Origin of the sequence: Aggregatilinea sp., from assembly GCF_036822615.1 — a bacterium.
Classification (GTDB): domain Bacteria; phylum Chloroflexota; class Anaerolineae; order Aggregatilineales; family Aggregatilineaceae; genus Aggregatilinea.
The window spans coordinates 1-26,596 of sequence record NZ_DAISHJ010000020.1 but is presented as its reverse complement, the minus strand read 5'-3'; the positions used below and the strand labels follow the sequence as shown (position 1 = coordinate 26,596).

24 protein-coding genes are annotated in these 26,596 nt (G+C 64.8%); 13 read left to right on the top strand and 11 right to left on the bottom strand.

The genetic code is table 11. The features are described from left to right. Positions 1–565 precede the first annotated feature (565 nt). The 4 genes from V7116_RS08785 to V7116_RS08770 all read left to right on the top strand — a co-directional run bounded on the left by V7116_RS08785 (position 566) and on the right by V7116_RS08770 (position 4,464). Positions 566–1,312 (top strand): helix-turn-helix domain-containing protein, encoded by a 747-nt coding sequence (locus V7116_RS08785; protein ID WP_324391531.1) that lies wholly within the window; start codon positions 566–568, stop codon positions 1,310–1,312. A 216-nt stretch (positions 1,313–1,528) separates the two neighbouring features. Then, positions 1,529–3,409, top strand: a complete 1,881-nt coding sequence (locus V7116_RS08780; protein ID WP_324391530.1) for a glycosyltransferase family 39 protein — start codon at positions 1,529–1,531, stop codon at positions 3,407–3,409. A gap of 75 nt (positions 3,410–3,484) precedes the next feature. Continuing rightward, a complete protein-coding gene (locus V7116_RS08775; RefSeq protein WP_324391529.1) occupies positions 3,485–4,120 on the top strand; it encodes a hypothetical protein in 636 nt (211 codons plus the stop codon). A 23-nt stretch (positions 4,121–4,143) separates the two neighbouring features. Continuing rightward, a complete protein-coding gene (locus tag V7116_RS08770; RefSeq protein ID WP_324391528.1) occupies positions 4,144–4,464 on the top strand; it encodes a nucleotidyltransferase family protein in 321 nt (106 codons plus the stop codon). A gap of 268 nt (positions 4,465–4,732) precedes the next feature. Here the strand turns inward: V7116_RS08770 and V7116_RS08765 are convergent, their stop codons facing one another. Beyond that, a complete protein-coding gene (locus V7116_RS08765; protein ID WP_324391527.1) occupies positions 4,733–5,104 on the bottom strand; it encodes a VOC family protein in 372 nt (123 codons plus the stop codon). Between the two features lie 225 nt (positions 5,105–5,329). On the opposite strand from V7116_RS08765, the gene V7116_RS08760 reads away from it, so the two are divergent. From V7116_RS08760 to V7116_RS08735, 6 genes are all read left to right on the top strand, one after another. Next, complete coding sequence (locus V7116_RS08760) at positions 5,330–5,908, top strand: tetratricopeptide repeat protein (RefSeq protein WP_324391526.1); 579 nt, start codon at positions 5,330–5,332, stop codon at positions 5,906–5,908. Next, positions 5,905–6,663, top strand: a complete 759-nt coding sequence (locus V7116_RS08755; protein WP_324391525.1) for an alpha/beta hydrolase family protein — start codon at positions 5,905–5,907, stop codon at positions 6,661–6,663. Before V7116_RS08760 ends, V7116_RS08755 begins: the two co-directional genes overlap by 4 nt. Before the next feature lie 26 nt (positions 6,664–6,689). Continuing rightward, complete coding sequence (locus tag V7116_RS08750; protein ID WP_324391524.1) at positions 6,690–8,366, top strand: serine/threonine-protein kinase; 1,677 nt, start codon at positions 6,690–6,692, stop codon at positions 8,364–8,366. Positions 8,367–8,465: 99 nt separating this feature from the next. After that, positions 8,466–9,638 carry a serine/threonine-protein kinase gene (locus V7116_RS08745; protein ID WP_324391523.1) on the top strand — a complete coding sequence of 391 codons (1,173 nt, stop codon included), beginning with the start codon at positions 8,466–8,468 and terminating at the stop codon, positions 9,636–9,638. A gap of 193 nt (positions 9,639–9,831) precedes the next feature. Then, a complete protein-coding gene (locus V7116_RS08740) occupies positions 9,832–11,037 on the top strand; it encodes a glycosyltransferase (protein ID WP_324391522.1) in 1,206 nt (401 codons plus the stop codon). Beyond that, positions 11,034–11,738, top strand: a complete 705-nt coding sequence (locus tag V7116_RS08735; RefSeq protein WP_324391521.1) for a YceI family protein — start codon at positions 11,034–11,036, stop codon at positions 11,736–11,738. Before V7116_RS08740 ends, V7116_RS08735 begins: the two co-directional genes overlap by 4 nt. A gap of 140 nt (positions 11,739–11,878) precedes the next feature. Here the strand turns inward: V7116_RS08735 and V7116_RS08730 are convergent, their stop codons facing one another. Next, positions 11,879–12,238: a hypothetical protein gene (locus V7116_RS08730; RefSeq protein WP_324391520.1), complete on the bottom strand. Its 360-nt coding sequence runs from the start codon at positions 12,236–12,238 to the stop codon at positions 11,879–11,881. A gap of 94 nt (positions 12,239–12,332) precedes the next feature. Further along, the gene (fusA, locus tag V7116_RS08725) at positions 12,333–14,405 is read right to left on the bottom strand and encodes an elongation factor G (RefSeq protein WP_324391519.1); all 2,073 of its coding nucleotides are present in this window, start codon (positions 14,403–14,405) and stop codon (positions 12,333–12,335) included. A 214-nt stretch (positions 14,406–14,619) separates the two neighbouring features. Between fusA and ygfZ the strand changes: the two genes are divergently transcribed. Together ygfZ and V7116_RS08715 are read left to right on the top strand one after the other, a co-directional pair. Then, on the top strand, positions 14,620–15,603 hold the full coding sequence (gene ygfZ, locus V7116_RS08720) for a CAF17-like 4Fe-4S cluster assembly/insertion protein YgfZ (protein WP_324391518.1): 984 nt from the start codon (positions 14,620–14,622) through the stop codon (positions 15,601–15,603). Between the two features lie 266 nt (positions 15,604–15,869). Further along, positions 15,870–16,409, top strand: coding sequence for a hypothetical protein (locus tag V7116_RS08715; RefSeq protein WP_324391517.1), 540 nt, complete (start codon positions 15,870–15,872; stop codon positions 16,407–16,409). 92 nt (positions 16,410–16,501) lie between these two features. Here V7116_RS08715 and erpA read toward each other — a convergent pair whose 3' ends face one another. The 8 genes from erpA to V7116_RS08675 form a co-directional block, all read right to left on the bottom strand. Next, positions 16,502–16,936, bottom strand: a complete 435-nt coding sequence (erpA, locus tag V7116_RS08710; protein WP_324391516.1) for an iron-sulfur cluster insertion protein ErpA — start codon at positions 16,934–16,936, stop codon at positions 16,502–16,504. Positions 16,937–17,308: 372 nt separating this feature from the next. Further along, on the bottom strand, positions 17,309–18,460 hold the full coding sequence (locus V7116_RS08705; protein ID WP_442891800.1) for an MFS transporter: 1,152 nt from the start codon (positions 18,458–18,460) through the stop codon (positions 17,309–17,311). Positions 18,461–18,570: 110 nt separating this feature from the next. Then, the gene (locus V7116_RS08700; RefSeq protein ID WP_324391515.1) at positions 18,571–19,470 is read right to left on the bottom strand and encodes a homoserine kinase; all 900 of its coding nucleotides are present in this window, start codon (positions 19,468–19,470) and stop codon (positions 18,571–18,573) included. 245 nt (positions 19,471–19,715) lie between these two features. After that, a complete protein-coding gene (locus tag V7116_RS08695) occupies positions 19,716–20,759 on the bottom strand; it encodes an NAD-dependent epimerase/dehydratase family protein (RefSeq protein WP_324391514.1) in 1,044 nt (347 codons plus the stop codon). A 38-nt stretch (positions 20,760–20,797) separates the two neighbouring features. Further along, positions 20,798–21,565, bottom strand: a complete 768-nt coding sequence (locus V7116_RS08690) for a class I SAM-dependent methyltransferase (RefSeq protein WP_324391513.1) — start codon at positions 21,563–21,565, stop codon at positions 20,798–20,800. Positions 21,566–21,737: 172 nt separating this feature from the next. Beyond that, positions 21,738–22,514: a GNAT family N-acetyltransferase gene (locus V7116_RS08685; RefSeq protein WP_324391512.1), complete on the bottom strand. Its 777-nt coding sequence runs from the start codon at positions 22,512–22,514 to the stop codon at positions 21,738–21,740. Continuing rightward, positions 22,511–23,257 (bottom strand): sensor histidine kinase, encoded by a 747-nt coding sequence (locus V7116_RS08680; protein WP_324391511.1) that lies wholly within the window; start codon positions 23,255–23,257, stop codon positions 22,511–22,513. Before V7116_RS08680 ends, V7116_RS08685 begins: the two co-directional genes overlap by 4 nt. 242 nt (positions 23,258–23,499) lie before the next feature. Next, positions 23,500–25,422, bottom strand: a complete 1,923-nt coding sequence (locus V7116_RS08675; protein ID WP_324391510.1) for a sugar phosphate nucleotidyltransferase — start codon at positions 25,420–25,422, stop codon at positions 23,500–23,502. A gap of 186 nt (positions 25,423–25,608) precedes the next feature. Between V7116_RS08675 and V7116_RS08670 the strand changes: the two genes are divergently transcribed. Next, on the top strand, positions 25,609–26,496 hold the full coding sequence (locus tag V7116_RS08670; RefSeq protein WP_324391509.1) for a TIGR03560 family F420-dependent LLM class oxidoreductase: 888 nt from the start codon (positions 25,609–25,611) through the stop codon (positions 26,494–26,496). Positions 26,497–26,596 lie beyond the last annotated feature (100 nt).

Sequence of the window (26,596 nt, the reverse complement as noted above, 5' to 3'; positions counted from 1 at the left end):
CAGGCCCGGACGACGTAAGGTCGTAATGCACGACGGTTCCCGCAGGTAGAGTCTTGAGAATAAGTTGATAGACGGGAGCCGCACTTGAAGCCGCACCGCTCCAGTCGATGATGGGGCATAAGCCGCTTGCCGCCTGTGCATGGGGCGTCCCCACAACTCCCCCGCTCCATGCAACCATCAGGATCGGGATAACCAGCAATATCTTGAGGCGTCTAAGCATGATCGTTCTCCTGAGAGCCGATACACGAGGTCACTGTGATGAATGATGTGGGGGCAGGGAAGTGCTCGTAGAAGGATATATCGTTATCTTATGGTGAATTCTGTGAAAAGAATCCGATCAATTTCTAAATTTTTATGAATATTCTCTTTGCGGCGAATTACTGAGATCGAAGCAGCTCAAATTAACCGTTTCCCCCGTCAGAATCGCCGCGGCGACCGGCGCCGCTGACGATGCGCTGAGCATGCCCGCAGCGCTTCCGCATCGTCAGCGGCGCATTGCATCCCACCCCGGCGCGTGTATAATGCAACCATACGAACGGACCCGCAGTCCTGGGAGGAACGGGCTATGAGTTTCAGCGATTTTGCCGCACGCCTGCGCCACAAGTCTACGAACCGCGCCGAACCGGCCCGCGAGCCGCAGAATTTCGATGATCTCTATCTGCTGCGCGCGCGCATCCTGGGAGTGCTGATCCGCGACGCGCGCCAGACCGCCCGGCTCTCGCTGGACGAATGCGCGGCCCAGGTCGGTGTAGATACCGACACGCTGCTGCGCTGGGAATTCGGCCAGGCGATGCCCAGTCTGCCCCAGGTCGAGCTGTTGGCCTACGCGCTCGACGTGCCGGTCAGCCATTTTTGGGGCACCAAGACGCTGGCCGAACAGACCTCCCGCCGCGCCGTGGATCACGATCAATACGTGCTGCTGCGCAACCGGCTGATCGGCGCGATGGTGCGCGCCGCCCGGCAGCAGCGCGGTCTCTCCGTCGAGCAGGTTGCCGAGGACACCGGGCTGACGGTCGATCAGCTTACGGCCTACGAGCTGGGCTACCAGCCGATCCCTCTACCCGTGCTGGTCACACTGGCCCACGCCTGCCAGATGAACCTGTCCGCGCTCGTGGACGGCAACAGCCGCGTTGGGGCGGCCCTGACCCAGCGCCAGGACGCCGAGCGTTTCCAGACCCTGCCCGACGAGGTGCGCCACTTCGCCGCCCAGCCGATCAACGAGTCGTACCTGGATCTGGCGATGCGCCTCTCGCAGATGTCCACCTCGGAGCTGCGCGGCATCGCGGAAGCGATCCTGAACATCACGCTGTAAACCGCAGCCGTCAGCGCTCAGCGATTAGCAAGGGGCCAAAAAGCAACGATCAAGCGATAGGTTGCGCCCGGTAGGCTCGTAGGGGCGGGGCTTGCTCCGCCCGTTTTGTCGCATTCCGACTGCTGACGTTCCTTCCCATCGCACCGGCTGCTTGCTTCTCGGCTAACCGCCAATTGCTAGCCGCTAACGGCTGCTCCTGTGGTACAATTCCCCCTCATGACCACACGCACACACACCCACTCACGATCGCGCTGGATGCTGTGGGCCATGCTCGGCGTCCTGCTGCTGGCCTCCTACCTGCGCATTCACGACCTCAACGACCAGGGCCTTTGGGGCGACGAAGGCTGGTCGCTGTGGCTGGCACGCGGCGACAGCGTCCAGGACCTCACCTGGACGATGGTGCACGATCACCACGGCCCGGAGTATTCGATCATGCTGCGCGCCTGGGAAGCGGTCGTGGGCGGCACGGTGGTCGCGCTGCGCATGGAAGCGGTGCTGTTCAGCATCGCCAGCATCGCGCTGCTCTATCGTGTCGGGCGGGTCCTGTTCACGCCGGAAGCGGGCGTGCTGGCCGCGCTGGTTTTTACCCTGCTCGATAAACAGGTCGTGCTGACGCAGGAAGTCCGCGACTATCCGATGGTCTTTTTCGTGATGATGACCACCGCCTACTGTTACATCGAGTGGCGGCGGCATCCCCGGCGCGGCTGGGCCTTCGGCTACGTCCTGAGCACCGTCCTCGGCCTGTACCTGCACTACTACACCTACATGGTCAACGTCGCCATCGTCTTGCACGCGCTGATCACGCTGCGCGGGCGCGAGCCGTGGCGCAACTTCGTCGCCATCAACGCGGCGGCGGTGATCGCTTTCGCCCCGTGGATTCCCGTCGTGGTCTACCAGTTCACCAACACGCCGGTCAACGTGGAAGTGCTCACCATCCACGGCATGCCGACCAACTGGCACACGCTCAAATATCTCGCGGTCGAGTCGTTCGGCACGCCCGTCGCGCTGAACGGCATGCTGCTGTTCACCGGGGCGCTCGCGCCGCTGCTGGCGCGCACCCCCGGCGTGATGTCCCGCATCCCGCGCGACAGGCGCCTGTCGGATACGCTGCTGGCCGTGTTGTGGTTCGCCGTCCCGATCTTCTTTACGGTCGGCATGGCGCCCTACTTCCCCATGCTGACCGATCGCAACGTCTCGGTGATCATGGTCCCGATCGCGCTGCTGGCCGGGTACGGCCTGACCGCGTTTGGACGTTTCGGGCGCGGCTGGCTGGTGGCCTTCATGGTCATCAACGGGGTGTTCACCACCTCGTCCTACTTCGTGCACCCGCCCTCGCGCGCCATGGCGACCGATATCGCCGCGCGCTACGCCGCCGACGATCCCGTGCTGATGGACGTCGAAGGCGAGCACGCCGCGCTGTGGTATCACCTCAAGCTGGCGCTGCCCGCCGGGGCCGAAGACCAGATCGTCTCGCTCTACGACTACCGCAAACGCTACGGCTACGACTTCCTCGCCTACGTCAAGGCGCACCTCGACCAGACCGACGGCCTCTGGATGCCCTACTGGGGCGAGGAATGGAAGAAGCACGACGTGATCGATCTGCTCGCACAGGAAGGCTTCGTGCGCACCGGCACGCTGACGTACTATCACGCGGGCGCGCCGATCTACGTCTTCCGCTACGACCGCGCCTCGGTGCTGGACCAGCAGATCACGCAGTACGGCGAGCACATCACGCTGCACAAGGCCGTCGCCCGCGACGGCGTTAACCAGGGCGACACGCTGCCCGTACAGTTATGGTGGAGCACCGACGCGCCGCTGGAGGCCGATTACAGCGTGTCCGTCTTCCTGCTCGATTCGTCCGGCGTGCTGCGTGCCCAGCATGACAGCTATCCCGCCACCGGGAACGCGCCGACCTCCGGCTGGGAACCGGGCGCGCTGGTCTTCGATCCGCACCCGCTCGCCCTGCCCGGCGATCTGCCGCCCGGCGAGTACACAGTCGGCGTGAAGGTATACACGTACTACGACGGCGCGATCCTGCCCACCACCGACGGCGCGGACTACCAGACCATCGGCACGGTGACGGTCGTGCAGAAATGACATATTCCCATTAGTCTTTGCCAGGGGTATAATAGCGCGTCGTTCGTTGGTTAATCTGGGGGGAACCCAAACACTATGGCCGGTCCAAAGCTGTGCCCCAAGGTGATCCTTGAGGGTACGCGGCTGACCTTCAAAACCGATATCGCCTTCGCGCTCAACGAGCACCCTCGCATCGTGGGGCCGCGTAAGTACCGTTACCATTCGCCGCTCATCTCCGGCGAGTGGTGTGCTTTCACCAACTTCCCGTGGGGACGCGGACTGATCAACTTCGAGCCGCAAGAAGAAGCGCTCGCCATGGAGACGTACCAGACCTGGGCGCGCCTCTTCGAGCTTCAGCGCTACTACTCGTGGATCGTGGACCGTTTCCACCTGTCCACGCGCATGTACCAGCTTCGCACCTACGGCACGGATTACCCGTTCCGCTGGCTGGAACAGCGGCTGCTGCCGCTCGGCTTCCGGCTGGTGTACGTGTCACGCTCCCCGGATTCCTTCGCCGCGGCCCGCGCCGAACGGCTCAAGGTATCCGGCAATCCCTCGCAGTACGATGATTTGCAGGTCTTCGTGGAGGAACAGCAGTTGATGGACCGCCTCGTGGATGAGTCCTGCCTGCCGACCCTCAAACTCGACATCTCTGACAACAACGTGCCCGCCGCGGTCGAACGCATTGCCGATTGGCTCGAATCGACCGGCGGCTTGTACGCAACCTGCTAATGCGGAGGATTCCAACGGTCGCTGTGGCTACCACACTCCAACCGCCGCGCTGGACGGCGGATCAAATTCTGTGCATCCTGCGCGCCCACCGTACCGAGCTGCGCCAGATGGGCGTGCGCCGGATTGGGCTGTTCGGCTCCTTCCGGCACGATCACTCCGACGAGGAGAGTGACATCGATCTGCTGGTGAAGCTCGCGCACCCGTCGTTCGACCGGTACATGGCCGTGCGCTTTTACCTGGAAGATCTGCTGGGGCGCGACGTCGATCTCGTGCTCGAAAACGGCCTGACGCCGGAGGCGCTCGGCACCATCCTGCCCGACGCGATGGTGATCGACTCGATCTGACCCCGCGCTCGGCGCACACATCGAAATTTCATCAGGGCGGGTCCGTATATACGGACCCGCCCGTTTTTTGTCTTGTGCCCGGATACAAAACGGGGCGGGTTCATAACCCGCCCCGTAAAATCGCCGGAGAATTCGCTTGTCTCCCCTCTCCAGCGACGACTGGAGAGAAGGGCTGGGGGTGAGGTCGCGTTTGTCTTTGATCTTGCCGCCCACAAGCAGCTGTTTTCCCGGAACCAGAGCGCGATCTCGCCGGTCGCCCCCCGCCGTCCTACTCCGCCGAATACAGCCCGATCAGGTTGCCCTCGCTGTCGAGCACGGACGCGTAGTAGCCCGCGTCCTCCATATACGTCTTCTCGGTGAGCACCTTGCCGCCCGCCGCCTCCACCCGGCCCATCGGCGCGACCAGATCCTCGCCGCAGTCCAGGTACACGTACACGCCATGATCGCTCGGCTCGAAATTCGCGGTCTGGTTCAGCGAGATCCCCGGCTTATCCGTCCCGTGCTCGTAGGCCAGGACCACCGTGCGGCGCACGCCGTCGTCCGCGACCTCGCTGGCGGTCAGCCCAAACACCGTGTTATAGAACTTCAACGCGCGGTCGAGGTCTTTCACAGGAATTTCGACCCAAACTACCTTGAGCATAGTTGTTTCTCCTTGAATGGCGCGAGAAAGAAACTGCGGTTGTCGTATACTGAGTGCAGGAGCCAAGTGAAGAATTAGAACATTTGTTCAGTATACCATAGCCCTGTCCGGGTGTCAATTGGCGCGCGACTCAATGACCCTCGGCCTATATCCCACGCCATGCGCGTTGCGTTAAGATACAGTAAACTTATCGTCAGGCTCTTATCTTCATGAGGTGATCATCCAATGCCAACCGCAAACGACCTGAAAGAACTGGGTATCAAACAGTTCATGGAACAAGACTACGAAGAGGCCGCCGAGACGTTCCGTAAGGCCATCGCCGCCTACGAAGCCGACGGTGTGGCCGATATGGCCGCCGAGATGAAAGTCAACCTGGGGCTGGCCCTGCACTCCAACGGCGATTCCGAAGCCGCGCTGGAACCGATGGGCGACGCCTACGACACGTTCAGCGAGATTCAGGACAAGCACCGTCTGGCGCAGGTGCTCGGCAACATGGCCCGCATCTATGCCAAGCTCGACAACTCCGAGCAGGCGCTGACCAACTACCGCGAAGCCTCGGCCATGTTCCAGGAAGTCGGCGACGAAGAAAACTACGGCCAGACGCTGCTCGCCATCGCGGACCTGCATATGCGCAGCGGCAATGCCATGCTCGCCGCCTCAGTGTTCGAGATGGGCCTGGAGCACATCAAGCACCCCACCGCGCGCCAGAAGATGATGAAGCAGCTCATGAAAGTGCGGGGCCGCATCGAAGGCCGCGCCTCGGATGATTCGGACAAGATCATCGACGGAGAAGCCAAGGAATGAGCCGCATCGACCCGGTCGAGATTACCGGTCGGCTGGGAACGCTGCGCGGGCTGCTGCACCGGCCAGATGCGGCAGCCGCCGCGCCGGTTGTGGTGATGCTGCATGGCTTCACCGGGCAGCACGTCGAGCAGGATCGCCTGTTCGTGCAGGCGGCGCGTGTCTTCGCGCAGGCGGGCCTCGCGGTGCTCCGCTTCGACTTTTACGGATCGGGCGACAGCGACGGCGACTTTGAGGAGTTCACGGTCCAGACCGAACTGGACGACGCGGTGACCGCGCTCGACTGGATTAGCGCCCAGCCGGGCATCGATCCGGCGCGTCTCGGCGTGCTGGGCCTGAGCCTGGGCGGCTGCGTGGCCTCGCTGCTGGCCGGGCAGGATCCGCGCGTCAAGGCGCTGGTGCTGTGGAACGCGGTCAGCATTCCGTCGCTGCACTTCGGGGAGATCCCGACCGAAGGCCCGGACGCCTTGATCCTGGGCGGGCAGCGCATCAGCATCGAGTTTCTGTCGGATTTCTACGGGCTGGATGTCACCGGTACGCTGCAAAACTATGCAGGGCCGGGTCTCGTCGTGCGCGGCACGGCGGACGATGTGGTCCCCCTGCCCGAAGCCGAAGCGCTCGCAGCCACGTTGGGCGATCGCGGCGAGCTGTTCCTGGTGAAAGACGCCGGGCACACTTTCCAGCATCCCGACTGGCGCGCGCTCGTATTCCAGAAATCAACGGATTGGCTCTGCGCCCACCTGGGCGGCAGCGCGTGATCCGCGCCTGACGGAAGGCGTCAGCCATGCCGCCCGCGCACGGTGGTCCCCTGCCCGAGTCCATCGGGCCTTATAAGGTGCTGGGCAAAATCGGCGCAGGCGGCATGGCGAGCATCTATCGCGCCGTCCACCCCAAAGACGGGCGCGAGGTCGCGCTCAAGGTGCTGGCGATGCACCTCGCGTCCAAGAGCGCCACCCGCCGCCGCTTCCAGCGCGAAGCGGATACGCTGCTGCGGCTCCAACACCCGCACATTCTGCCCGTCTACGACATCGGCGAGGCGGATGGCACGCCCTACTTCGCCATGCGCCTGCTCAGCGGGCATACCCTCGAAAACCGCATGCACGACTCGCTGCTGACGGCCAACGATGCCGCATACATCCTGCGCCAGATCGCCGGGGCGCTCGATTTTGCGCACGAGCAGGGTGTTATCCACCGCGACGTGAAACCCGGCAACATCCTGTTCGACGACGACGGCGAGCCGTATCTGGCCGATTTTGGCGTGGCGCGCATCATGGGGGCGGACGTGCGCACCAGCATGACCGGCGACTTCATTGGCACGGCGACCTATGCCTCCCCCGAACAGTGCCGCAGCGAGGGCATCACCCCGGCCAGCGACATTTACAGCCTGGGCGTAGTCTCCTATGAGATGCTGACCGGCACGCCGCCCTTCAGCGGCGCGAACATCCTCGCGCTGATCAAACAGCACCTCGACGCTCCCGTGCCCGACCCGTGCGACTTCGACCCGACGCTGCCGCCCGACACGGCGGGCGTGCTGGCGAAAGCGCTCGCCAAGCGTCCCGCCGACCGCTACTCGACCGCGACGGTTCTCAGTCAGGCGATCGATCGCGCGCTCGGCCTTGAACAACGCCCGGACGGCGTCGAGGATGCCGAGTGGTTGTACGAAGGCCGCCCGCTGCCCCCGCGCCCGCCGGAAGGCGCGCCCGCGCCGGAACCCCCGCCCGTCTCCGGCGAGCCGGATACCGCCCCACACGACGCGGAGCCGGACGACATTCACGAAATTGACGAGGACAGCGATGCCAACGAAGACGAACCGCCCGCCAACCGCGTGCTGGCCGCCGCGCCCGCCCCACACCTGCCGCGCTGGGCGCGCCCAGGCGTGTATGCCTCGCTGGTCGTTTCGATCGTGGGGCTGCTCGTCGCCGGGACCGTGCTCGGCACGCGCCTGTTCGCCTCCGGCCCATCGCTCGACGCGACCACCCGCGACCAGCAGTTGGGCATCACGATCAAACACCCCGGCGGCTGGAGCGCCGCCTCGACGCATGGCGCGCTCCTGTTCGCGTCACGCGGATCGTCGCTCGTGCTGTCCGATCGCGCCGTGCCGCCCGAAGGCCCCTACACCAACGCCTCCCTGGTGATCGTCGTGCAGCGCCTCGATCCGGTGAGCGTGTTCGGCGTGCCCGAAGCCTGCCGGGCGGAAATCGAGCGCAATCCGGCGGCGGCGTTCGACTGCGCGTCGGCGCGCGGCGCAGTCACGCCCACCTACGACGACTTCCCGTCCGCCTACGGCCACGGCGTCCGGCTGGACGGCACGCTGCCCCCCACTCGCGCCACCTACCCGATCATTCTGCTCCCCGGCGAGGGTGACCGGTGGCTGGCCGTGATCGTCGCGCACTGGGACGGTTATCCCGGCACGCGCGACCTGTTCGACCACATCGCGCAGTCGATCCGCGCCTCCACCTGACGCCTCTACGTCTTCTATCAATTCCTAGCATATCCTTTACAAGTCACCTGAGCGCCATATGATACACTAGGGTCAGCGCGCATCTCAGGTAATTCCATCATGCAAACACAACTCGCGGTCCGCAGTCAGATTGGCCCCTACCGCCTTTACAACCTTCTCGGAACTGGCGGCATGGGCAGTGTGTACCGTGCTTACGACGAACAGCACGGGCGCCAGATCGCCGTCAAAGTCCTGCCCGCGCATCTGGCCGCGAACCGTGCCGTCCGCCAGCGCTTCCTGCGCGAAGCACAGCTTGCCGCCAGCCTGCGCCACAAGCACATTCTGCCGGTCTACGACTTCGGGGAATATGACGGCACGCCCTTTATGGCGATGAAGCTGCTCGACGGCGGCACGCTCGACGACGCCCTCAAGGTCGGGCGGCTGCCGCTGCACGTCATCGCTCGCGTGCTCGAACAGATCGCCCTGGCCCTCGACTACGCACACGAGCAGGGCGTCATCCACCGCGACCTGAAGCCCGGCAACATCCTGTTCGATAACGATGGCCGCGCCTATCTGGCCGACTTCGGCATCGCGCACCACAACAAAGGTATCGATCCGCTGGCCGGAAGCGGCACGTTTATGGGCACGGCAGCCTACGCCTCGCCGGAACAGTGCCGGGGCGAAGAAGCCACGCCCGCCTCAGACATTTACTCCCTGGGCGTCGTGCTGTTCGAACTGCTGACGGGCACGCTGCCGTTTCGCGGCGCGACCTCCCTGGCGACCCTGCACCAGCACATCAGCGACCCCGTGCCGAATCCGCTCGGCCTGCGCTCCGATCTGCCACTCGGCACGCACGAAGTGATGGAAGTCGCGCTGGCGAAGTCGCCCGCGCTGCGCTACCCGACCGCGGGCGCGCTGAGCACCGCCTTCAACGACGTGCTGCGCCGCGAGATCGGCCCCATCGTGCGCGCGCTGATCGATACGCCCGCGCCCGGCCCCAACCCGATCTTCGAACAGGCCACCGAGCCGATTACCCCCATCCTGCCCGACGATCTGCTGCCCGATCTGGCCCTGGCCGGGGATGCCCGCCCCGCACGCGCGCCGCTGGCTCCGCCGCCCACCCATCTGCTGGTCTATGGCGATGGCAGCTTCACCCCGCGCCGTCCCACGCCGCACACTGCGCGCCGCGCACCCGATCCCGCCCACACCGAGCGCATCATTTGCGTGCTGCTGCTCACAGTGCTGGCCGCCCTTGCTATAATCTTCCTGGCGATCGTCATCACCAGTCTGTAGTGATCAGCGTTCATTTTCGGCCAACATGTGAGCGGTCGATCGAGGCGAGAACCGCCCCTCTCTGCCCCTTTTGCGGGGACGTAAGGGCGTTCAGTTCCCCTCCTTTGGCTCGTCCGGCGAACGCCCGCCGCGCGCCCTGACCGCTGGCGGCCCGCCGCCTGTTGCCGCTTCATGACATAAGTGAGAGTGCTGCATGTCCCAGCGAGTGCGCTATGCCATCCAGTCGATCCTGGTCAACGCACTGATCCTGTCGTCGCTGTACCACATCCTCATCTACCTGGCGAACCGGCGGTTCTGGCGGCAGCTTCCCCCGCCCCCGCCCGATACCGCGCCCTCGGTCAGCGTGATCGTGCCGCTGTTCGGCAAAACGCTCGATACGCTCTCGCTGCTGCACCTGCTGGGCACGCACCGCCCCACCGACCATTACGAAGCGCTGATGGTTCTCGAATCGGAAGAATCGCCCGCTTACGTCACCGCGCGTGAAGCCGCTAACGACTATCCCGGCGTGCTGCGCGTCGTGATCGGCGGTCCGGCAGGCGACCACGTGCCCGCGATTCACGCGCTGTGGGCCGGGTACGAAGCGGCGCAGGGCGACCTGATCGCCTTCATCGAACCGGACGCGCAAATCACGCCGGAGCTGTGGAACGCAGCCCTGGCGACCCTGGCCGATCCGGCCATCGCGGCAGCCTTCGCGCCTCCGCTGGTGCAGGAGCCGGAGCGCCGTGAATCTGTCCCCGCGCCGACGGGCGGCGAAACGCTCGCCGCCCTGCACGCCAATCACGTCCGGTCCGCCGCGCTGCCGGTGGCGGCGCTCGCTAACCGCGTGCTGGCGATGGCGAACGGTTTCATAATCGTGCGCCGCAGCGCCCTCCAGCAGTGCGGGGGGCTGATCAGCCTGCTCGATCAGGCCGATCCCGGCGCGGCGTTGGGCCGCCTCCTGCGCGAGAACGGTCAGCGCATCGCCGTACTGCCGGTCCCGGTGCAGATCGTGCCCAGCCGCACAACCACCGACGAGGCCACGCAGCAGATCGTGCAGACGCTCGCCTTGTCGCGCGCCTACAATCCGCGCGTGTTCCTGGCCGGGCCGCTCACCAACCCGCTGACGGTCGGCGTGCTGCTAGGCTGGATCACCGAGCGCGAGGGGCGTTGGTGGGGCCGCCGGACGTGGTGGGGCTTTGCCGCGTTTCGCCTGATGATCGCCTACGGGCTGGACCGCGTGCGCTTCGGGCAAGCGTTCAATCTCGCCGCCTATCCGCAGTTGTTTATGCTCGACACGTTCATATCGCCCGCGCTCTGGCTGCGCGCGCTGGTCCGCCGGACTGTGCGCTTCGAGGGCCGCGCCTACCGTCTGCATCAGGGCGGCCAGACCGAGCCGGAGCCAGTAAAGGATGCCCTATGACGACTACTCCCCAGCCCCGCGCGCGGCGTTGGCCGGTGAAATCCCTGCTGGCGCTGCTGCTGCTCATCACTGCTGCCGCTGTTTTGGCTTGGGTCTGGACGGGGCGTGACGTTACGCCGCAAAGTTCTGTGTTGGCAACCCACACGCCGCAGCCCGAAGCGCGCCGCTACACGGTCGATATTGACGCCTCATCGCTGAAGGTGGTCGTGGATACGCGCATCGGCAAAGTGAACGGCTCGTTTGAGCTGACGGGGGGCACGGTCGAGCTGGTGCAGGAGTCGGGTGGCTGGCGGCTGTACACCAACTTCACCCTCGATGGCCGCTCGCTGGATGTAGGCAACAGCCTTGTGAATACCACCATCCGCCGCGCGCTGGAACTGGACGCCTACCCGGAGGGCGTGTACATCGCCAAAAGTGACAATCTGCTGCCCAATCCGCCTGCGTCCGGTACGCTGTCCCTGGCCGGACAGGTCGAACTGCACGGCGTCGTGCAGACGTACACCGTGCCCGCCACGGTCGAACTCAACGGCGACACGATCACGCTCTCGACCTCCATGCCCATCGACGTCACCGCGTTCGACGTCAGCGTGCCGTCGCTGCTGGCCAGCAACGAGCTGCAAACGGATCTGGAAGTCGTCGCGCGCGAAGGCGCTCCGGTACAGTCCGCCGATGCCACCGCGACCGCAGACGCAGCACCGTAGGGGCGACAGGCAGCGTCCAACGGGGTTTTGTAGGGGCGGGTTTGTAACCCGCCCAGCCTTTGTTCTTACCTCAAAAACGCCCCCATGCCCGCTGCTGCCGTTGATGCCAATACACGACTCTACGGGCGAATTCCGCCCCGTCACCCCAACACGCGCCGGGCCGCGAACACCACCGCCATCCCCACGCCCCATGCCGCATAGCCCACGACCAGCAGCCGCCCCAGCGACCACCCCATCTTCGCGCCCTGCCACGTCACGATCATGAAGATCAGCGTGGGCACGATGTTCACCAGCAGCACGCCGTTGAACTCGGTCATGCTCTGCTGTTTGTTCTCCGCCCCGGCGTACACGATCCACATGCCCAGCGGGATATTCAGCGGCATGACCGCCGCAATCGCCGCGAACCCGCGCGAATAGTTCCTCAGCGCCGCGACTGCAAGAATGATCAGGATCGAGACGACGACCGGCAGCATTTTGGCGACATCGATGTGAATGGACATTCCGATCTCCATGAGGTGTGGAGCCAACCCAGGTATGCAAAAACGGGGCGACAGTTGTGTCGCCCCGTCAGGGAAGTCGAACCTTGAAGCGTGGTTACGCTTCTTCCTTCTGCTTTTCGGCCTTGGCGATGATGTCCGCCTGGATGTTGCCGGGCACGCGCTCGTACCGGGCAAATTCCATCGTGAACACGCCGCGACCCGCCGTCATCGAACGCAGGTCGTTGCTGTAGCGCTGAATTTCGGCCAGCGGCACTTCGGCGGTCACCACGCTGCGGCCCGCTTCCGTTTCCATACCCATCACGCGCCCACGCCGGGTGTTCATGTCGCCCATGATGTCGCCCATGTTTTCTTCCGGCACGACGACGCGCACGGTCATGATCGGTTCCAGCAGCGCGGGACCCGCCTGCTCGAACGCATCACGGAACGCGCCGCGCCCGGCGATCTGGAACGCGATGTCCTTCGAGTCGACCGGGTGCATCTTGCCGTCGAACACGATCGCCTTCACGAACTTCACCGGGAAGCCCGCCACGACGCCGCCTTCGAGCGCCTGCCGCACGCCCTTTTCGGTCGAGGAGACGAACTGCTGGCTGATCGCGCCGCCGACGACTTCGTTGGCGAACTCGAACTCGCCCGTGTCCAGCGGCTCGACGCGCAGGTGCACTTCACCGAACTGCCCCGCGCCGCCCGTCTGCTTCTTGTGACGGTAAACCGCGCTGGCCGTGCGGGTGATCGTTTCCTGGTAGGGGACTTTCGGCAGACTCGTGTCCAGCCCGACGCCCATACGCTCGGCGCGGCTGATCGCCACGTCGATGTGCGTGCCGCCCATACCTTCGAGGATCGTTTCCTTGGTGGCCGGGTCCTGCCGCCACTTCAGGGTCGGATCGGCGTTGCTAATGCCGGTGAGGACTTCACCCATCTTCGCGCCGTCGCTCTGGGTGCGGGGCATCAGCGCCACCGCGTAAACCGGCATCGGGAACTGCGGCGGGATCACGAGCTTGGCCGTGCCCTTCGCCAGCGTATCGCCGGTGTGCGTGCCGCGCAGCTTCGACACCACGGCGATATCGCCCGCGTGAACCACGTCCAGCGTTTCGGAATTCTCGCCGCGCATCGTCGCCAGACCGCCCATACGCTCGTCTTCGCCCGAGATCAGGTTCTTGAGCGAATCGTTGGTCTTGATCGAGCCGCTGAACAGGCGGAAATAGGTCTGCGTGCCGTACTTGTCGGTGTAGCTGTGGAAGACGTACGCCAGCACCGGGCCACTGTCACTCAGGGGCGGGCCCATCACTTCGATCTCGGCGTCGGGCGCATCCTGAACCATCACGCCGCGATCGCTCGGTGGCACGACGTACACGGTCAGCGCTTCGAGCAGCGGCAGCACGCCGATGTTGTGCGTGGCGCTGGTCACGAAGACCGGCACGACGCGCATATCCGCGCTGCGGGCGGCTTTACGCAGGCCCATACGGACTTCGTCGTCCGACAGTTCTTCGGTCTCGAAATACTTCTCAAGCAGCGCGTCGTCAGCTTCGGCGGCGGCCTCGGTCATTTCGATACGCGCTTCCGCGATCTCGTCCGCCATATCGCCGGGCACGTCGCCGGTCTTGCTGCCATCGCCCAGGAACGCCTTCTGCGTCAGGACGTTCACGACGCCCTTGAAATCCGCCTGGGAGCCGATCGGCAGCACGATGGGCACGAAACGGTTATTGGGGAACCGCGTGCGCAGGCCGTTGAGCGCGTTGTGGAAGTTCGCGTTTTCGCGGTCCATCTTGTTGATGACCACGATCACCGGCAGGCGGAATTCGTGCGCGTAATCGAACGCCAGCTCGGTCCCGACTTCGGGGCCGGAAACCGCATCGACCACCACGAGGACCGCGTCCGCCACGCGAACCGCATTTTTCGCCTCGCCCATGAAGTCTACGAAGCCGGGCGCGTCCAGCACATTAATTTTGCAGCCCTGGTGCTCCAGCGCGACCAGCGCCGAGTAAATCGACATCGTACGCTGGTGTTCTTCTTCGTCAAAGTCCGCAACGGTGTTCCGTTCTTCGACTTTACCCATACGAGTCGTGGCGCCGGTGGCGAACAGCATACTCTCGACGAGGCTGGTCTTACCGGCGCCCTGGTGTCCCGCCAGGGCAACATTCCTCAAGTTTTCTGTCGTATATTCCTTCATTCAGCTAAAGCCTCCGAAACAAAGCGGTGGATTGAACCATCAAACGAGAATTTACAACGACGGGAAAAACCGCCGAGAGGGACTCGTTCGTAAATTAAAGTTGGCCTGGATTTTACATGGTGCACAGGCAAAAATCAAAGGATCGTGCAGAAGCTGGACATGGCGCGCCCCACTCGTTAAGATCGGCATGATGAATGCTCAGGAGGCAGAGACAATGCAGACGGCACAGCAGCAGTTAGCGGGGTACGATGCGGCGCACCGTGGCGCGGCCTTCCGGCGCGTGCCGGAACCGGGCATAGTGGTCGTGCGCGGCCAGGACCCGCAGGGCTTCATCCAGCGCCAGACGACCAACGACGCGCGCATGCTCGCCCCGGATCGCTCGGTGGTGACGGTGCTCACGTCCGGCACGGCGCGCATTCTCGACGTATGGCGGCTCGTGCCCGAGCCGGACGGCACCGGCATCCTCACGCTGCCGGGACGCGGCGCGCTCACGGCGCGCTACTTGCAGGGCCGCATCTTTTTTATGGATAAGGTCACGGTCAGCGACGACAGCGCCGCCTGGGCGCAGATCGAGCTGATCGGGCCGGAGACCGCCCGCGTGTTGGCCGCGTTCGGGCTTGCGCAAGCCCCCGCCCCCGACCAGATCCTTACCGCCGCGCTCGGTGACGTGTCGCTGCGCATCGTTGGGCAGGACGGCAGCACCGGCCAGGGCTGTTTGCTGCTCGTGCCCGCCGCTCATGCGGAGGCCGCGATCACGGCGCTGGCGCAGAATGGCGCGGTCGAGATGGCACCGGACGCCTACGCGGTGTTCCGCGTCGAACAGGGGCTGCCCGGCCCCGATCACGAGCTGACCGAATCCTACACGCCGCTCGAAGTGCGGTTGGACGGCACGGTCTCGTTGGACAAAGGATGTTACACCGGGCAGGAAGTGCTCGCGCGGCAGGTCAATTACGACAAGATCACGCGGCGGCTGGCCGGGCTGCGCCTGGACGCGGAAGTCCCGGTTGGTGCGGCGGTCCTCGCGGACGAGCGCACCGTGGGCGAAGTGACCTCCATTGCGCACTCCCCGCGCCTGGGCTGGCTGGCGCTGGCCGTGATCAAGCGCCCGCACTTCGAGCCGGGCGTAGCGGTCGCGGTGCGCGCCGAAGGGGGCGACATTCCGACGGTAACCAGCGCGCTGCCCTTCCCCACCGAGTAACCTTCACGCATGACGCCCTACGCGGCTCCGCACCTACCAACACGCGGAGCCGCGTCTGTTTTTGGCACGCTCACACTCCACGCATTCCACACGTCAGTAAACTCCGCAATAATTGAGAATGTCTCGCAGCAGCCGCGACACCTTAATGATTTACGGTCTTCACTTTGGTTAAAATCAATCAGAACATTAACTAAAACTTGACAAAAGCCCCTCACCTCAATCAAAATTAAGGTATTGAGTGACCTCACCGAAGGAGTATTATTTAGATGGCCCGTTACAGTTCCGACACGAAGGTGCTCGGCGCAGTTGCCCTCTCCATTTTAGGAACTAGCCGTCTCAGCGATCTCGAGCACTATTTCAACAAATACGGCATCTATAACTACGATGAAAACGCGTATTACCCTGTCGAGCCGCTGATCGCCATGATGAACGACATCGTTAGCGATCACCAGGGACTCGACAGCACCTTTGACCTCGTCAGCCTCGGGATCGCCAATGGCCGCACCATTGCGCTCCCGCCCGAAGTCAATACGCTCGAAAAATGGCTGGACATCTGGTCGGCCCGCCACCCCATGCTCTACCACGGCACGGATATCGGCTACATCATCACCGAAAAACTGAGCGAAACGAACTTCGTCGTGCATATTCGCTGGCCGTGGGCGGATGACGTCGCGTACGGCACGATCTACGGGATGTGCCTGCGCTTCCTGCCCTCGACCGCCGAGTTCGCCGTGTACTACGACGAAAATCTGTCGCGCGCCGACTTCGGAGCCGAAGAAACAGTGATCCACATCGAGTGGCATTAAACGCTGGCGCGCACGACGGGCCAGCTAAATAACACAAAAAAGGCCGGGTGAATGCCCGGCCTCTTTTTTTCGTAACGTGTGATACAGTGGGCTTAGTGCCCGCCGCAGCTGCACCCGCCGCCGCTGTAGTCGTCGGCTTCGCTGCCCGAGGTGCGGAACGAATGCCCGCAGCCGCACGAGGACACGGCGTTCGGGTTAGTGATCGCAAACCCGCCGCCCATCAGGCTGTCCACGTAGTCGATCTCGGCGCCGCGCAGGTATTCCAGGCTCATGGGGTCCACGACGAGCTTGATGCCGCCCGCTTCGACCACGTTGTCCTGGGGGTAAAACTGGTTTTCGAACGCCATACCATAGGACAGGCCCGAGCAGCCGCCGCCCTGAACGAACACGCGCAGGGCGTGGTCGGCCAGATCGCGCGCGGCCAGAAGTTCTTGAATTTTATCCATGGCCGCCGGGGTAACGGTCAGGATGGGGGTTTCCACTCCTACCGAGACGTTCTCCAGATCCGTCTGAGCCACTTCCGCCATGATGTGCTCCTCTAAAGTGTAGCGATGCTGCTGAACGATGATTGTAGAGTAGTGTAACAGATCTGAATGATCGCGTCAATTTATATGATGGATATTAAGTAAATAGGTGAGATTCGGCAGGTGTAAGGTGCCGATTGTCACGTTAAAGGCTTCCCGCCAGCAGGGGTGTGTAGGGGCGAATCTATCACTCACCCCCGCCCCGCCGCCGCCAGAAACGATCGAGATTTCCGCACATCGTAGGGGCGTATCGCAATACGCCCCGTGTGCACCAACTTAACCGCGTCGTGCTTTTCGTAGGGGCGATGCTTGCATCGCCCGTTGTCAGCAAAGCCGCGTAGAGCAAGCCCCCAACAAAACGCTGTTGGACTACGCTCACTCCATAACGTCGCCCTCCCCCCGCCCGCGCGGCAGCCCGATCAGCAGCGCCAGCGGACCCGCCAGCAGCAGCCACATCGTCGCGCCAAGCCCCGCCGCCTGCGCGGCGAGGCCCAGCCCTAGCGGGATCAGCCCACCCACCAGCCCGGCGAAGTTGCCCACCGCCAGCGCGGTCCCGCTGCGACCCGGCAGCGCGTCGTACAGCTTCGCCTGCAAGATCGCGTACCAGCCCGCGTTGAGCACGCCCATCAGGCCGAGCAGCACGATCTTCACCGGCACGGACGGGATCACCAGAAACGCGGGATACGCCGCCGCCATCAGCAGCGCGCTGATGCGCAGGATGCTCAGGCCGCGCACGTGGTCCAGCACCGGGATGATCAGCGCGTCGCTGACCAATCCCGCCCCGGTCCACACCGCGACGGCCAGCCCGGCCTGCTCGCCCGACACGCCGACCACGTCCACGAAGTACAGCGCCAGCAGGCTGTAGAGGATGTCCAGCATCAGGTCCGAGGCCTGGAGCAGCACCAGCCAGCGCGCCACTTCGCGCTGTTTGAGCGCGCGCAGCGCCAGCCACAGACCCTCGCGCAGTCCGGCGGGCGCATCATCTTCGTCGTCGCCATTGCGCTGCGCCGGGAAGCGTACGCGCCCCGCCGCCAGCACCAGGATCAGCGCGACCACCGCGAAGCCCACGAACAGCCCGCGCCATCCCGCGCCAGCGGCCACCGCCGCGCCGAGCACCAGCGGCCCGCCGACCATGCCGAGCGATCCGGCGAGAGTCCAGCGCGCCATGTTTTGCTCGCGCCGCTCCGGTTCGGCGTCCATCAGCGCCGCTTGCGACAGGCTGACGAACGCGCCCGACGCCGGATACAGCAGCAGGAACGCGACCAGCAGCGGCACGAAGCTCCCGCTGACCGCCGCCAGCAGCAGCGATCCGCCAAACGCCACGCCGCCGCCCAGGATCAGGACACGCCGCCGCCACAGGTCGCTCAGAATGCCGAGCGCCGGTTCAACGATGTTGCTGAACAGGTTGGGGGCGCTGAGCAGCACACCGATTTGCAGGTACGACAGGGAAAAGTCCGCGCGGATCAGAGGCCAGGCGGTTTCACGCGCGCCAAAGACCAGCTCGTCGAGGAACTCGATTAAAAGCAGGATGAGGAGGAACTGGGAGAAACGATGCAGGAAGGGTCAACGGTGACGGTCGCGCATGAGAGCGTTCCTTTCGGGTGCGCCGGGTCACGCCCGGTCAATCAACGATGGCGTTATTGTACCACACTGATCACGACGCCTTGCATGTCCACGTTGAGCGTCCACGTCCGCGCCGGGACGCCCGCCTGCCGGAAGGCCACCTGCACCGCCCGCGCGATCTCCGCGTGGCCGTAATCCGCAAAAATCAGCAATGCCGGACCCGCCCCGCACAGCGTCACGCCGATCGCCCCCAGGCGGCACGCGGCATTCTCGACCCGGTCATAGCCGGGGATCAGCGCGCGGCGGTACGGCACGTGCAGCCGGTCGTCCAGCGCCTCGCGCAGCAGGTCGAGATCCTCGGTTTGCAGCGCCTCGACCAGCAGCGCCGAATGCGCCACCGCGTGCACCACGTCGTCCAGGCTCGGATCGGGCAGCGGCTCGCGGTGCGGATCGTACTCGTCGATCAGCGGCACGGCGACCACGACCCGCAGCGGCGCGACTTCGAGCGAGCGGTACACCGGGTCGCCGCCGCGCGCCCAGATTCCCAGCCCGCCGTTGAGCGCCGTCGCGGTCGCTTCCGGGTGATCCGAGAGGCGCGCCGCCAACTCGATCAGCGCCTCTCGCGGCAGCGGCCCGCCCAGCAGGTTGTTCGCCCCGACCAGCCCCGCGACGGTCATCGCCGCGCGGGAACTCAGGCCCACGCGCAGCGGGATCCGGTTGTTGCACACGATGCTCAGGCCGGGCGGCGCTTCCTCGACTTCCTGAAACAGCCGGGTCGCCGCCACCGCGACGGGATGGTAAAAGTTCGCGGGCAGTGCGTCCGCGCCCTCCCCTTGCGACACGATGCGCAGTTGATCGTCGCCGGTCAGGCTCATCTCGACCACGGTGCGCAGATTCAGCGCCAGCCCCAGGACGTGATAGCCGGATCCCAGGTTGGTGCAGACGGCGGGAACGGAAACGCTGACTTTGGTCATGCGGGCGTGCCTTGCCTCGAAGTGCAGCGCCGGGGCGATCCCCGGCGGGCGGCGTCACTCCCGTTATGGTAGGCGCACCGGCCCACGCGCGCAAGCGGGAAATGTAGGGAATAGGGATTAGGGAACTGGATCGGTACGAGGGCGGACTCCCCATGCATGATCCGCTTGCCTCCCCTCTCCAACTTGATTGGAGAGGGGCCGGGGGTGAGGTGTTTTTGCCTCTGCTAACCGCTAACGGCTACCAGCTATTCGCTGCTCCTAATCCGTTCCAGCACCGCGTCCTCCGCCTCGTAATCGAAATCGGCGGGATTCACCTGTGCGGGCGGATGCGCGCGCTCCCATTCGACCGTGCGCGCCATCGCCGTTTCCAGCGGGACCACCTCGCGGTAGCCCAGTTCACGCCGGATGCGCGTCGTCTCGGCGACGAGATCCTGCGCCAGCGCGTCGTCGCGCATATCTTCGGGAAGCAGATCGTTCGCCACGACCTCGATCTCACCCTGCCAGCCCGCCGCCTGCCCGATCGTGCGCACCCACGCCGCCATCGACAGCAGCGGCTGGTCGCCCACGTTATAGATCCGCCCCGCCGCGCGCGGATCGGTGATCGCCAGCATCACCGCCTCGGCCACGTTTTCGACATACGCGCGCGTCCAGTGCCAGTCTGCCGCCGTCTCGCTGAGCAGGATCGCCGGGCGGCCATCGTCCATACGCTTGAGGTAAGGAAACAGCCGGTGCTGGTAGTCGCCCGGCCCGTAAACCATCGGCAGGCGTAGCACCGTGCCCGGCAGGTCGGGATCGCCCATCACGCGCCGTTCAACCAGGATCTTGTCGTAATCGTCCGCCCAGCGCATCGGATCGTCCGCCGCGCGCGGCGTCTCGCCCCGGTACGGGTACAGCTTCTCGCGCAGCGCATCGTCTTCATCGAACGGGATGCGCACCGAGTCGCCCGGCTCCGTGCCGTTGATGCGCCCGTACGCGAGGTACACGTCCTGGCTGCTGATCGCCACCACGCGCCCCGCCGCACCCTTGAACGTCTCCATCACCTGCTGCGCGTCGGCCTCGCCCAGCGCGATCATGTCCAGCACCACGTCCGGCCCGAACGCACGCAGACGCGGCGCGAGGTCCGCCCAGTCCGCGCGGCGGTCGCCGTAGACGTGCGTGATGCCGGAGGGCAGCGTCGCGCCAATGCCCGGCGTACGGTGCAGCAGCATAATCTCGTGGCCCTGCGCGTGCAGCCGGTCGACGATCGGCGGGCCGATGAAGCGCGTGCCGCCAATAACGAGGACTCGCATGGGAATCGATCCTTTCGGCTGGAAGAGTGTCTTGCCGGTTATACGCGCCGCGCGGTGACGATCGGCTGGTAGTAGCCCGTATCCTGCGGCATGTGCCAGCGCACGTCCGCGAACCCCTCGCCCTCCAGAATCGCGGACAGCTCGCCGCGCAGCAGGGCGCGATAGGTCGTGCTGTACGCATCCGTGCGCCAGCCGTCCGCCGCCTGCCGCACGATGAACATGCTCAGCGCGTACTGGCTGCCGTCCTCGGCCCAGTCCCACACCTGGAATACGATGCGCCGCCCGCCGGGATCGTCGAACACCTGCGGCGGCGTGGCGCGCGGGCGGTTGAGCGTCAGATCGTCGTAGTCGCGCATGCTGATCAGCAGCAGCCCGCCGGGGCGCAGCTTGGCGGCCATGTTTTGCGCCGCCCGGCGCAGATCGTCGTCGGTCAGCAAATGCGGCAGCGCGTTGTCGCACGACAGCACCACGTCGAACGTCCCCGCGACCTGATCGGCCAGCGTGCGGAAGTCCGCGACCCCGGTTGTGAGGGCCAGCCCGCGTGCTTCCGCTTCCCGCGCAGCGCGTTCCACCGCCGCCTCGCTGAGATCCGTCGCGTGCACGGCGTAGCCCCGTGCCGCCAGCCCCAGCGCCTGCGTCCCGATCCCGCACGAGCAGTCGAGCAGATCCAGCGGCGGCTCGCCGCCAAACACCCGGATCAGCCGGTCCAGCGCCGCGCCCTGCCGTGCGATGGACGCATCCCAATCGGCAAAAATCAGGTGATAGTCGTGCGCAAGCTGGTCGTAGAAATCGTGTGTGGATGACATATGGACAGTTCTTAGTCGATAGTGATTCGTTTTGAGTGAAGACAGGCCCAACCATACCGCATGTTGCCGTTCCAGGACAGATCCGCACACCTTGCAGGTCGGGCTGAATCCCCCCGTCCTCGCACGCAGTCTGCCTTTACTAACAACTACCAACTAAAAACTTACGACTGTTCTAGTACCTTCTTGGCGGGCCCATGTACGACGTCGTGCCGATGATGTGGTAGCCGAGCCGCTCGTACAGCGGTTGGCCGCTGGGCGACGCCATGAGCATCGTCGTCGTGCAGCCGCTCGCGCGCAGATCGTCCAGCAGCGCCAGCATGATCGTCGTCGCGTAGCGCTTGTGGCGGAAGCGCGGCACGGTCCCCACGTTCCAGATCCCCGCCCAATCCCCCGACCGCGCCACCGTCGCGCAGGCCGCGGGCAGGCCGCCATCGTAGATTAAGTAATGCGACACGGCGGGATGGTCGAGCATTTCGGGCCGCGCGATGCGCTGGTTGGTGGCGCGGTCGGTCAGAAACGCGTCGGACATCACCCGCGCCACGTCGTGCAGGTGGTGCAGTGTCGTGGCGCGCAGCGGAGTGACCAGACGGTTCGGCGCGAGCGGGCGCGGCAGCCCATCGAGCACCATCAGCGGCGACGACCATCGCCGGTAGAATCCGCATGCGATCAGCACGTCGCGTGCGGCGGGCATGTACGTATCGGTATACACCACGCTCCACGCCGCCTGATACGCCGCGAAGAACTCGTGCGCGGCATCGATCGCTTCCAGCGTCACGGCGTCGGGCGTGCCCGGCCACAGGTGATTCGCTCCCGTCAGGCGCGTATCGCCGCTGTAGCTGAGCGTGGCGCGACCCTGCACACGGGTGACGGCGGTCGGCCAGCTTCGGAACATAATCGCGTAAAAGTCGTCCACGCAGCGCAGAGCCGCCGGAAGATAGGAGTTTGTCATGCCTGAGATGTGCTTTCTCCGGGAGGAAATGTAAGCGTCATGGTGGTGCCCCGGTCGGGCATGCTCTCCAAACACAGATCGCCGCCGTGCCGCAGCATGACGGTGCGCGCCAGCGACAAACCCAGCCCGCCGCCGGGAACCGCCTGCACGCGCGGATCGGTCGAGCGCCAGTAGCGATCCCATACGTAGTTCTGGTCGCTCTCAGGGATGCCGATGCCTTCGTCGCGCACGGCGCACCGAACGCTGCCCGCTTCGGCCCAGGTGCGCACGCTGACCGTCGTGCCCGACGCGCTGTACCGCAGACCGTTTTCGATCAGCACGATCAGCGTCTGCTCGATCCACGCCGGATCGCCCTGCACCGGGGGCAGATCCCCGGCCAGATCGACTACCAGCGCGATCTCGCGCCCCTGCGCCTCGACCCCACACGCGGTCACCGCGCCCCGCACCACCGCGCCCAGGTCGAACGGCACGCGCACCATCGGCAGTCCGGCGTCCAACCATGCCACGTCCAGCATATCGTCCGCGGCTTCAGCCAGCTTGTCGATCAACTGCCGGATGCGTCCCAGCCATTTGGCCTGTCCGGGGTTCAGGTCGCCCGCGCGCACGGTCAGATCCGTGTAGCCCGCCAGCGCGTTGAGCCGGTTGCGCAGGTCGTGACGGATCTCGCGGGCCAATGCGCGGCGCTGCTCGTCCAGCGAGCCGGGCGCATCGAGGGGGGCGGTTTGATGCGGGTCAGTTGGCATGTCGTGATTTTAGCAGCGTGCACCGCCAGGAGGGTATGCCCGTGGAGAAAATCGCAGCCCGTCGCTGCACATCGTTTGTCACACGCGTGTCGCGCGTGAACGAAAACCGGGCAGAGCAGGGTTTTCTCCCCTCTCCAATCAAGTTGGAGAGGGGTCGGGGGTGAGGTCGCGGTGATGACTGGATTATTTGTAAATGTCCACCCCCACCCCTACCCGCACGGACCGCAGCCGGTCCCGCCAGTCTAACCGTACCGGAAATCCTGAAGCGTTTGCAGATAGTAATCCGGCTGGCCGATGTCGAAACGCTGGCCCTCCACGATCACGCCCAGGAACCCGTCTTCCTGGCGCAGCCGGTCCAGCGCCGACGTGAGCTGGAACTCGCCGCGCTCGCGCACGTTGTGCTCGATGTGTTCTTCCAGATAGTTGAACAGCGCGGGCTTGATGATGTACTGCCCGAACACGGTCAGGTATTCGTCGTCGCCCAGCCCCGGCATGCGCAGGTTCGTCCGCGCGTAATCGACCGTCGGCTTTTCAGCGAACTCGGTGACGTTCAGCAGCGTGTCCGGCTCCAGCCAGATCCCGGTCGCCGTGCCGAAGCTGGCGAGCATCTCCGCCGGGGTGCGGCGCAGGCCCAGCGTGCTGATGCCGTGCTGCTGGTACACGTCGATCAGTTGCCGCGCGCACGAACGCTCCGAATCCGAGCGGTAAATGTGGTCGCCCAGCATCAGCAGGAACGGCTCGTCGCCGATGATCTCCCGCGTCGCATAGACCGCGTGCCCCAGCCCTTCCTGGTTGCGCTGGATCACGAACCGCACGTGCTTGCCGATGTCCAGCAGCCGCTTGGAATAGGCCTGAAAGTGCGGCGGCAGCTTGTTGTAGTTTTCGATCGACACCTGCTGGTTGAAGAACGACTCGAACTCGTCCAGGTCTTCTTCCTGCACGATGATGATCACTTCGTCGATGCCCGCGTCCAGCGCTTCTTCCACGATCAGCAAAATCGCGGGCTTGGCGATCCCGTCGCGGTCCACCACGGGGAACAGTTCCTTTTTGGTCGCTTTCGACGCCGGGAACAGCCGCGTGCCGAATCCCGCCGCCGGGATGACCGCCTTACGCACCTTCGGCCCGGTGCTCAGCGTCAGCGCGAGGCACGACAGTTCCAGGTCGCGCTCGATGATCTCGATCACGGCCTGCTGGTCGTCCGCGCTGCGCGCGAGGAACTGCGCCGTGCCGTCCCCCTGCGATCCCACGCCCTTGCCGCCCCAGATGTGCGGCTTCAGCGCTTCGTAGCTCAGCACGCGGTGCAGCACCGGCGCGGTCAGTTCTTCGGGACACGCGGGCGTGGCGTAGCGGTCGAAGAACTCCTGCGCCTCGACCATCAATTCGCCCAGGCGCGGCCCGTCGCCCGCCTCCAGCGCCTCGATCGCCTGGTGCACGATGCGCCGGTTGATTGGCCCCAGCAGCTTCTGCACGTCTTCTTCGATCTCGTTGCGCGGGAACGGGTAGCTGCGATTGAGCTGCGACAGGATCTTCATGGTGTCTTTTTGCGCCTGAAGGTCCACGATCACGAAGTGCAGATCCTTGCCCACCTGGACCTCGTCCGTGTCCAGGCGCTCGCCGTCGAAGGTCATCAGCACCGGGCGGCTGCCAAACGCACAGCCCTGGTCCATGCGCCCGCAGCGCGACGGCGTGGTGATCTCGCCCTGGTACGCCATTTCCATTTCGCCGCGTACGGTCATCTTCAGGTCGTACACGCGGTTGAAGGCGCGCGCCGTCAGCACGGAGATCGCCGCGCTCGACGACAGCCCCTTTTTTATCGGCAGGTCGGTCTGGTAGTTGTTGATCACCAGCCCGCGCACACGGTAGTGCGTCAAAATCTGGTACGCGACGCCCGCCGCGTAGCTCCAATAGCTGCCGCTTTCGGCCTCGGCCAGCAGCGCCTTGGGGTTCATCGGGATCTCGTACGGGCCATGCCTGACGCCGTCCGGCGTGGTGGAGGTCAGCACCAGCGCGCTGGGGTGCGCTTCGACCTCGGCATGGATGCCCTGGTTGGTCCCCGTGATCAGGGCATACCCTTTTTCGATATCGGCATTGATGCGGCGGTAGCCTCCGGCCCAGTCGGAGTGTTCGCCAAGCAAACAGATGCGGCCCGGAACGAAGATTTTCAAGGCGCGGCTCCTTGTCCGTACGTACGTTGGGAAGGTCTAAATAATCATACAGCGGGCCATTGTACTTGATCGGCGGCGGATAGGCTACGCCCGTCCTGCCCGCTTGACTTAGAGTGCGCTCTAAGGTGTAGCATGGAAGAAAACCCCGTTGGCCCACGGCCAGCACAAGTTCATGGAGCATACAACATGCACATCGGCTTACAGATCCCCTCGTTCAAATATCCGGGCGGGACAGCAGCCATCCGCCCGACGCTGAAAAACATCGCCGCCACCGCCGAAGAGGCCGGATTCTACAGCCTGTGGGTGATGGACCATTACTACCAGATCCAGAACCTGTTCGGGGAAAACTACACCGATCCGATGATGGAAGCCTACACCACGCTCGGCTACGTGGCCGGGCTGACCGATACGCCAGCGCTCGGCGTGCTGGTGACGGGCGTCATCTACCGTCACCCGGCGGTGCTGCTGAAGATGGTCAACACGCTCGATATTCTGTCCGGCGGGCGCGCCTACCTGGGCATCGGGGCGGCGTGGTATCAGGGCGAGGCGGAAGGCTTCGGCATCCCCTATCCGACCACCAGCGAGCGTTACGAATGGCTCGAAGACGCGCTGCAATACGCACACACGCTGTGGAGCGGCGACGAGGTCAGCTTCGAGGGCAAACACTTCACCGCGCCGAAGGCCACCAACAATCCGCGCCCGCTCAGCCAGCCGCACCCGCGCATCATGATCGGCGGCATGGGGCCGACTAAAACGCTGCGCATGGTGGCGCAGTATGCGGACGCGTGCAACTTCTTCGAGCGCACCGGCCCGGAGCAGCTTCAGCAGTCGCTGGACACGCTCAAAGCGCACTGTGAGCGGCTGGGCCGCGACTACGACACGATCGAAAAGACGGCGCTGTGCACGGTGCACCTCGCGCCGGGCCACGACACTGTGAGCGGCACGCTGGACCGCTTCAAGGCGCTGGCGGACCTGGGCTTCACGCACGCCATCTGCAACATGCCCAACGTCTACGAGATCGCGCCGCTGGAAACGTTCGGCAAGGAGATCGTCCCCGCCGCCGCGACCCTCTAGAGGCTGTTATGCACTTTTCGAGGGAGAAAACTGGTTCCTCACGCGCTCGTGACTCTGCGAACTGTAGGGGCGGGTTTGATGCTCTTTAACTTTTAAATCC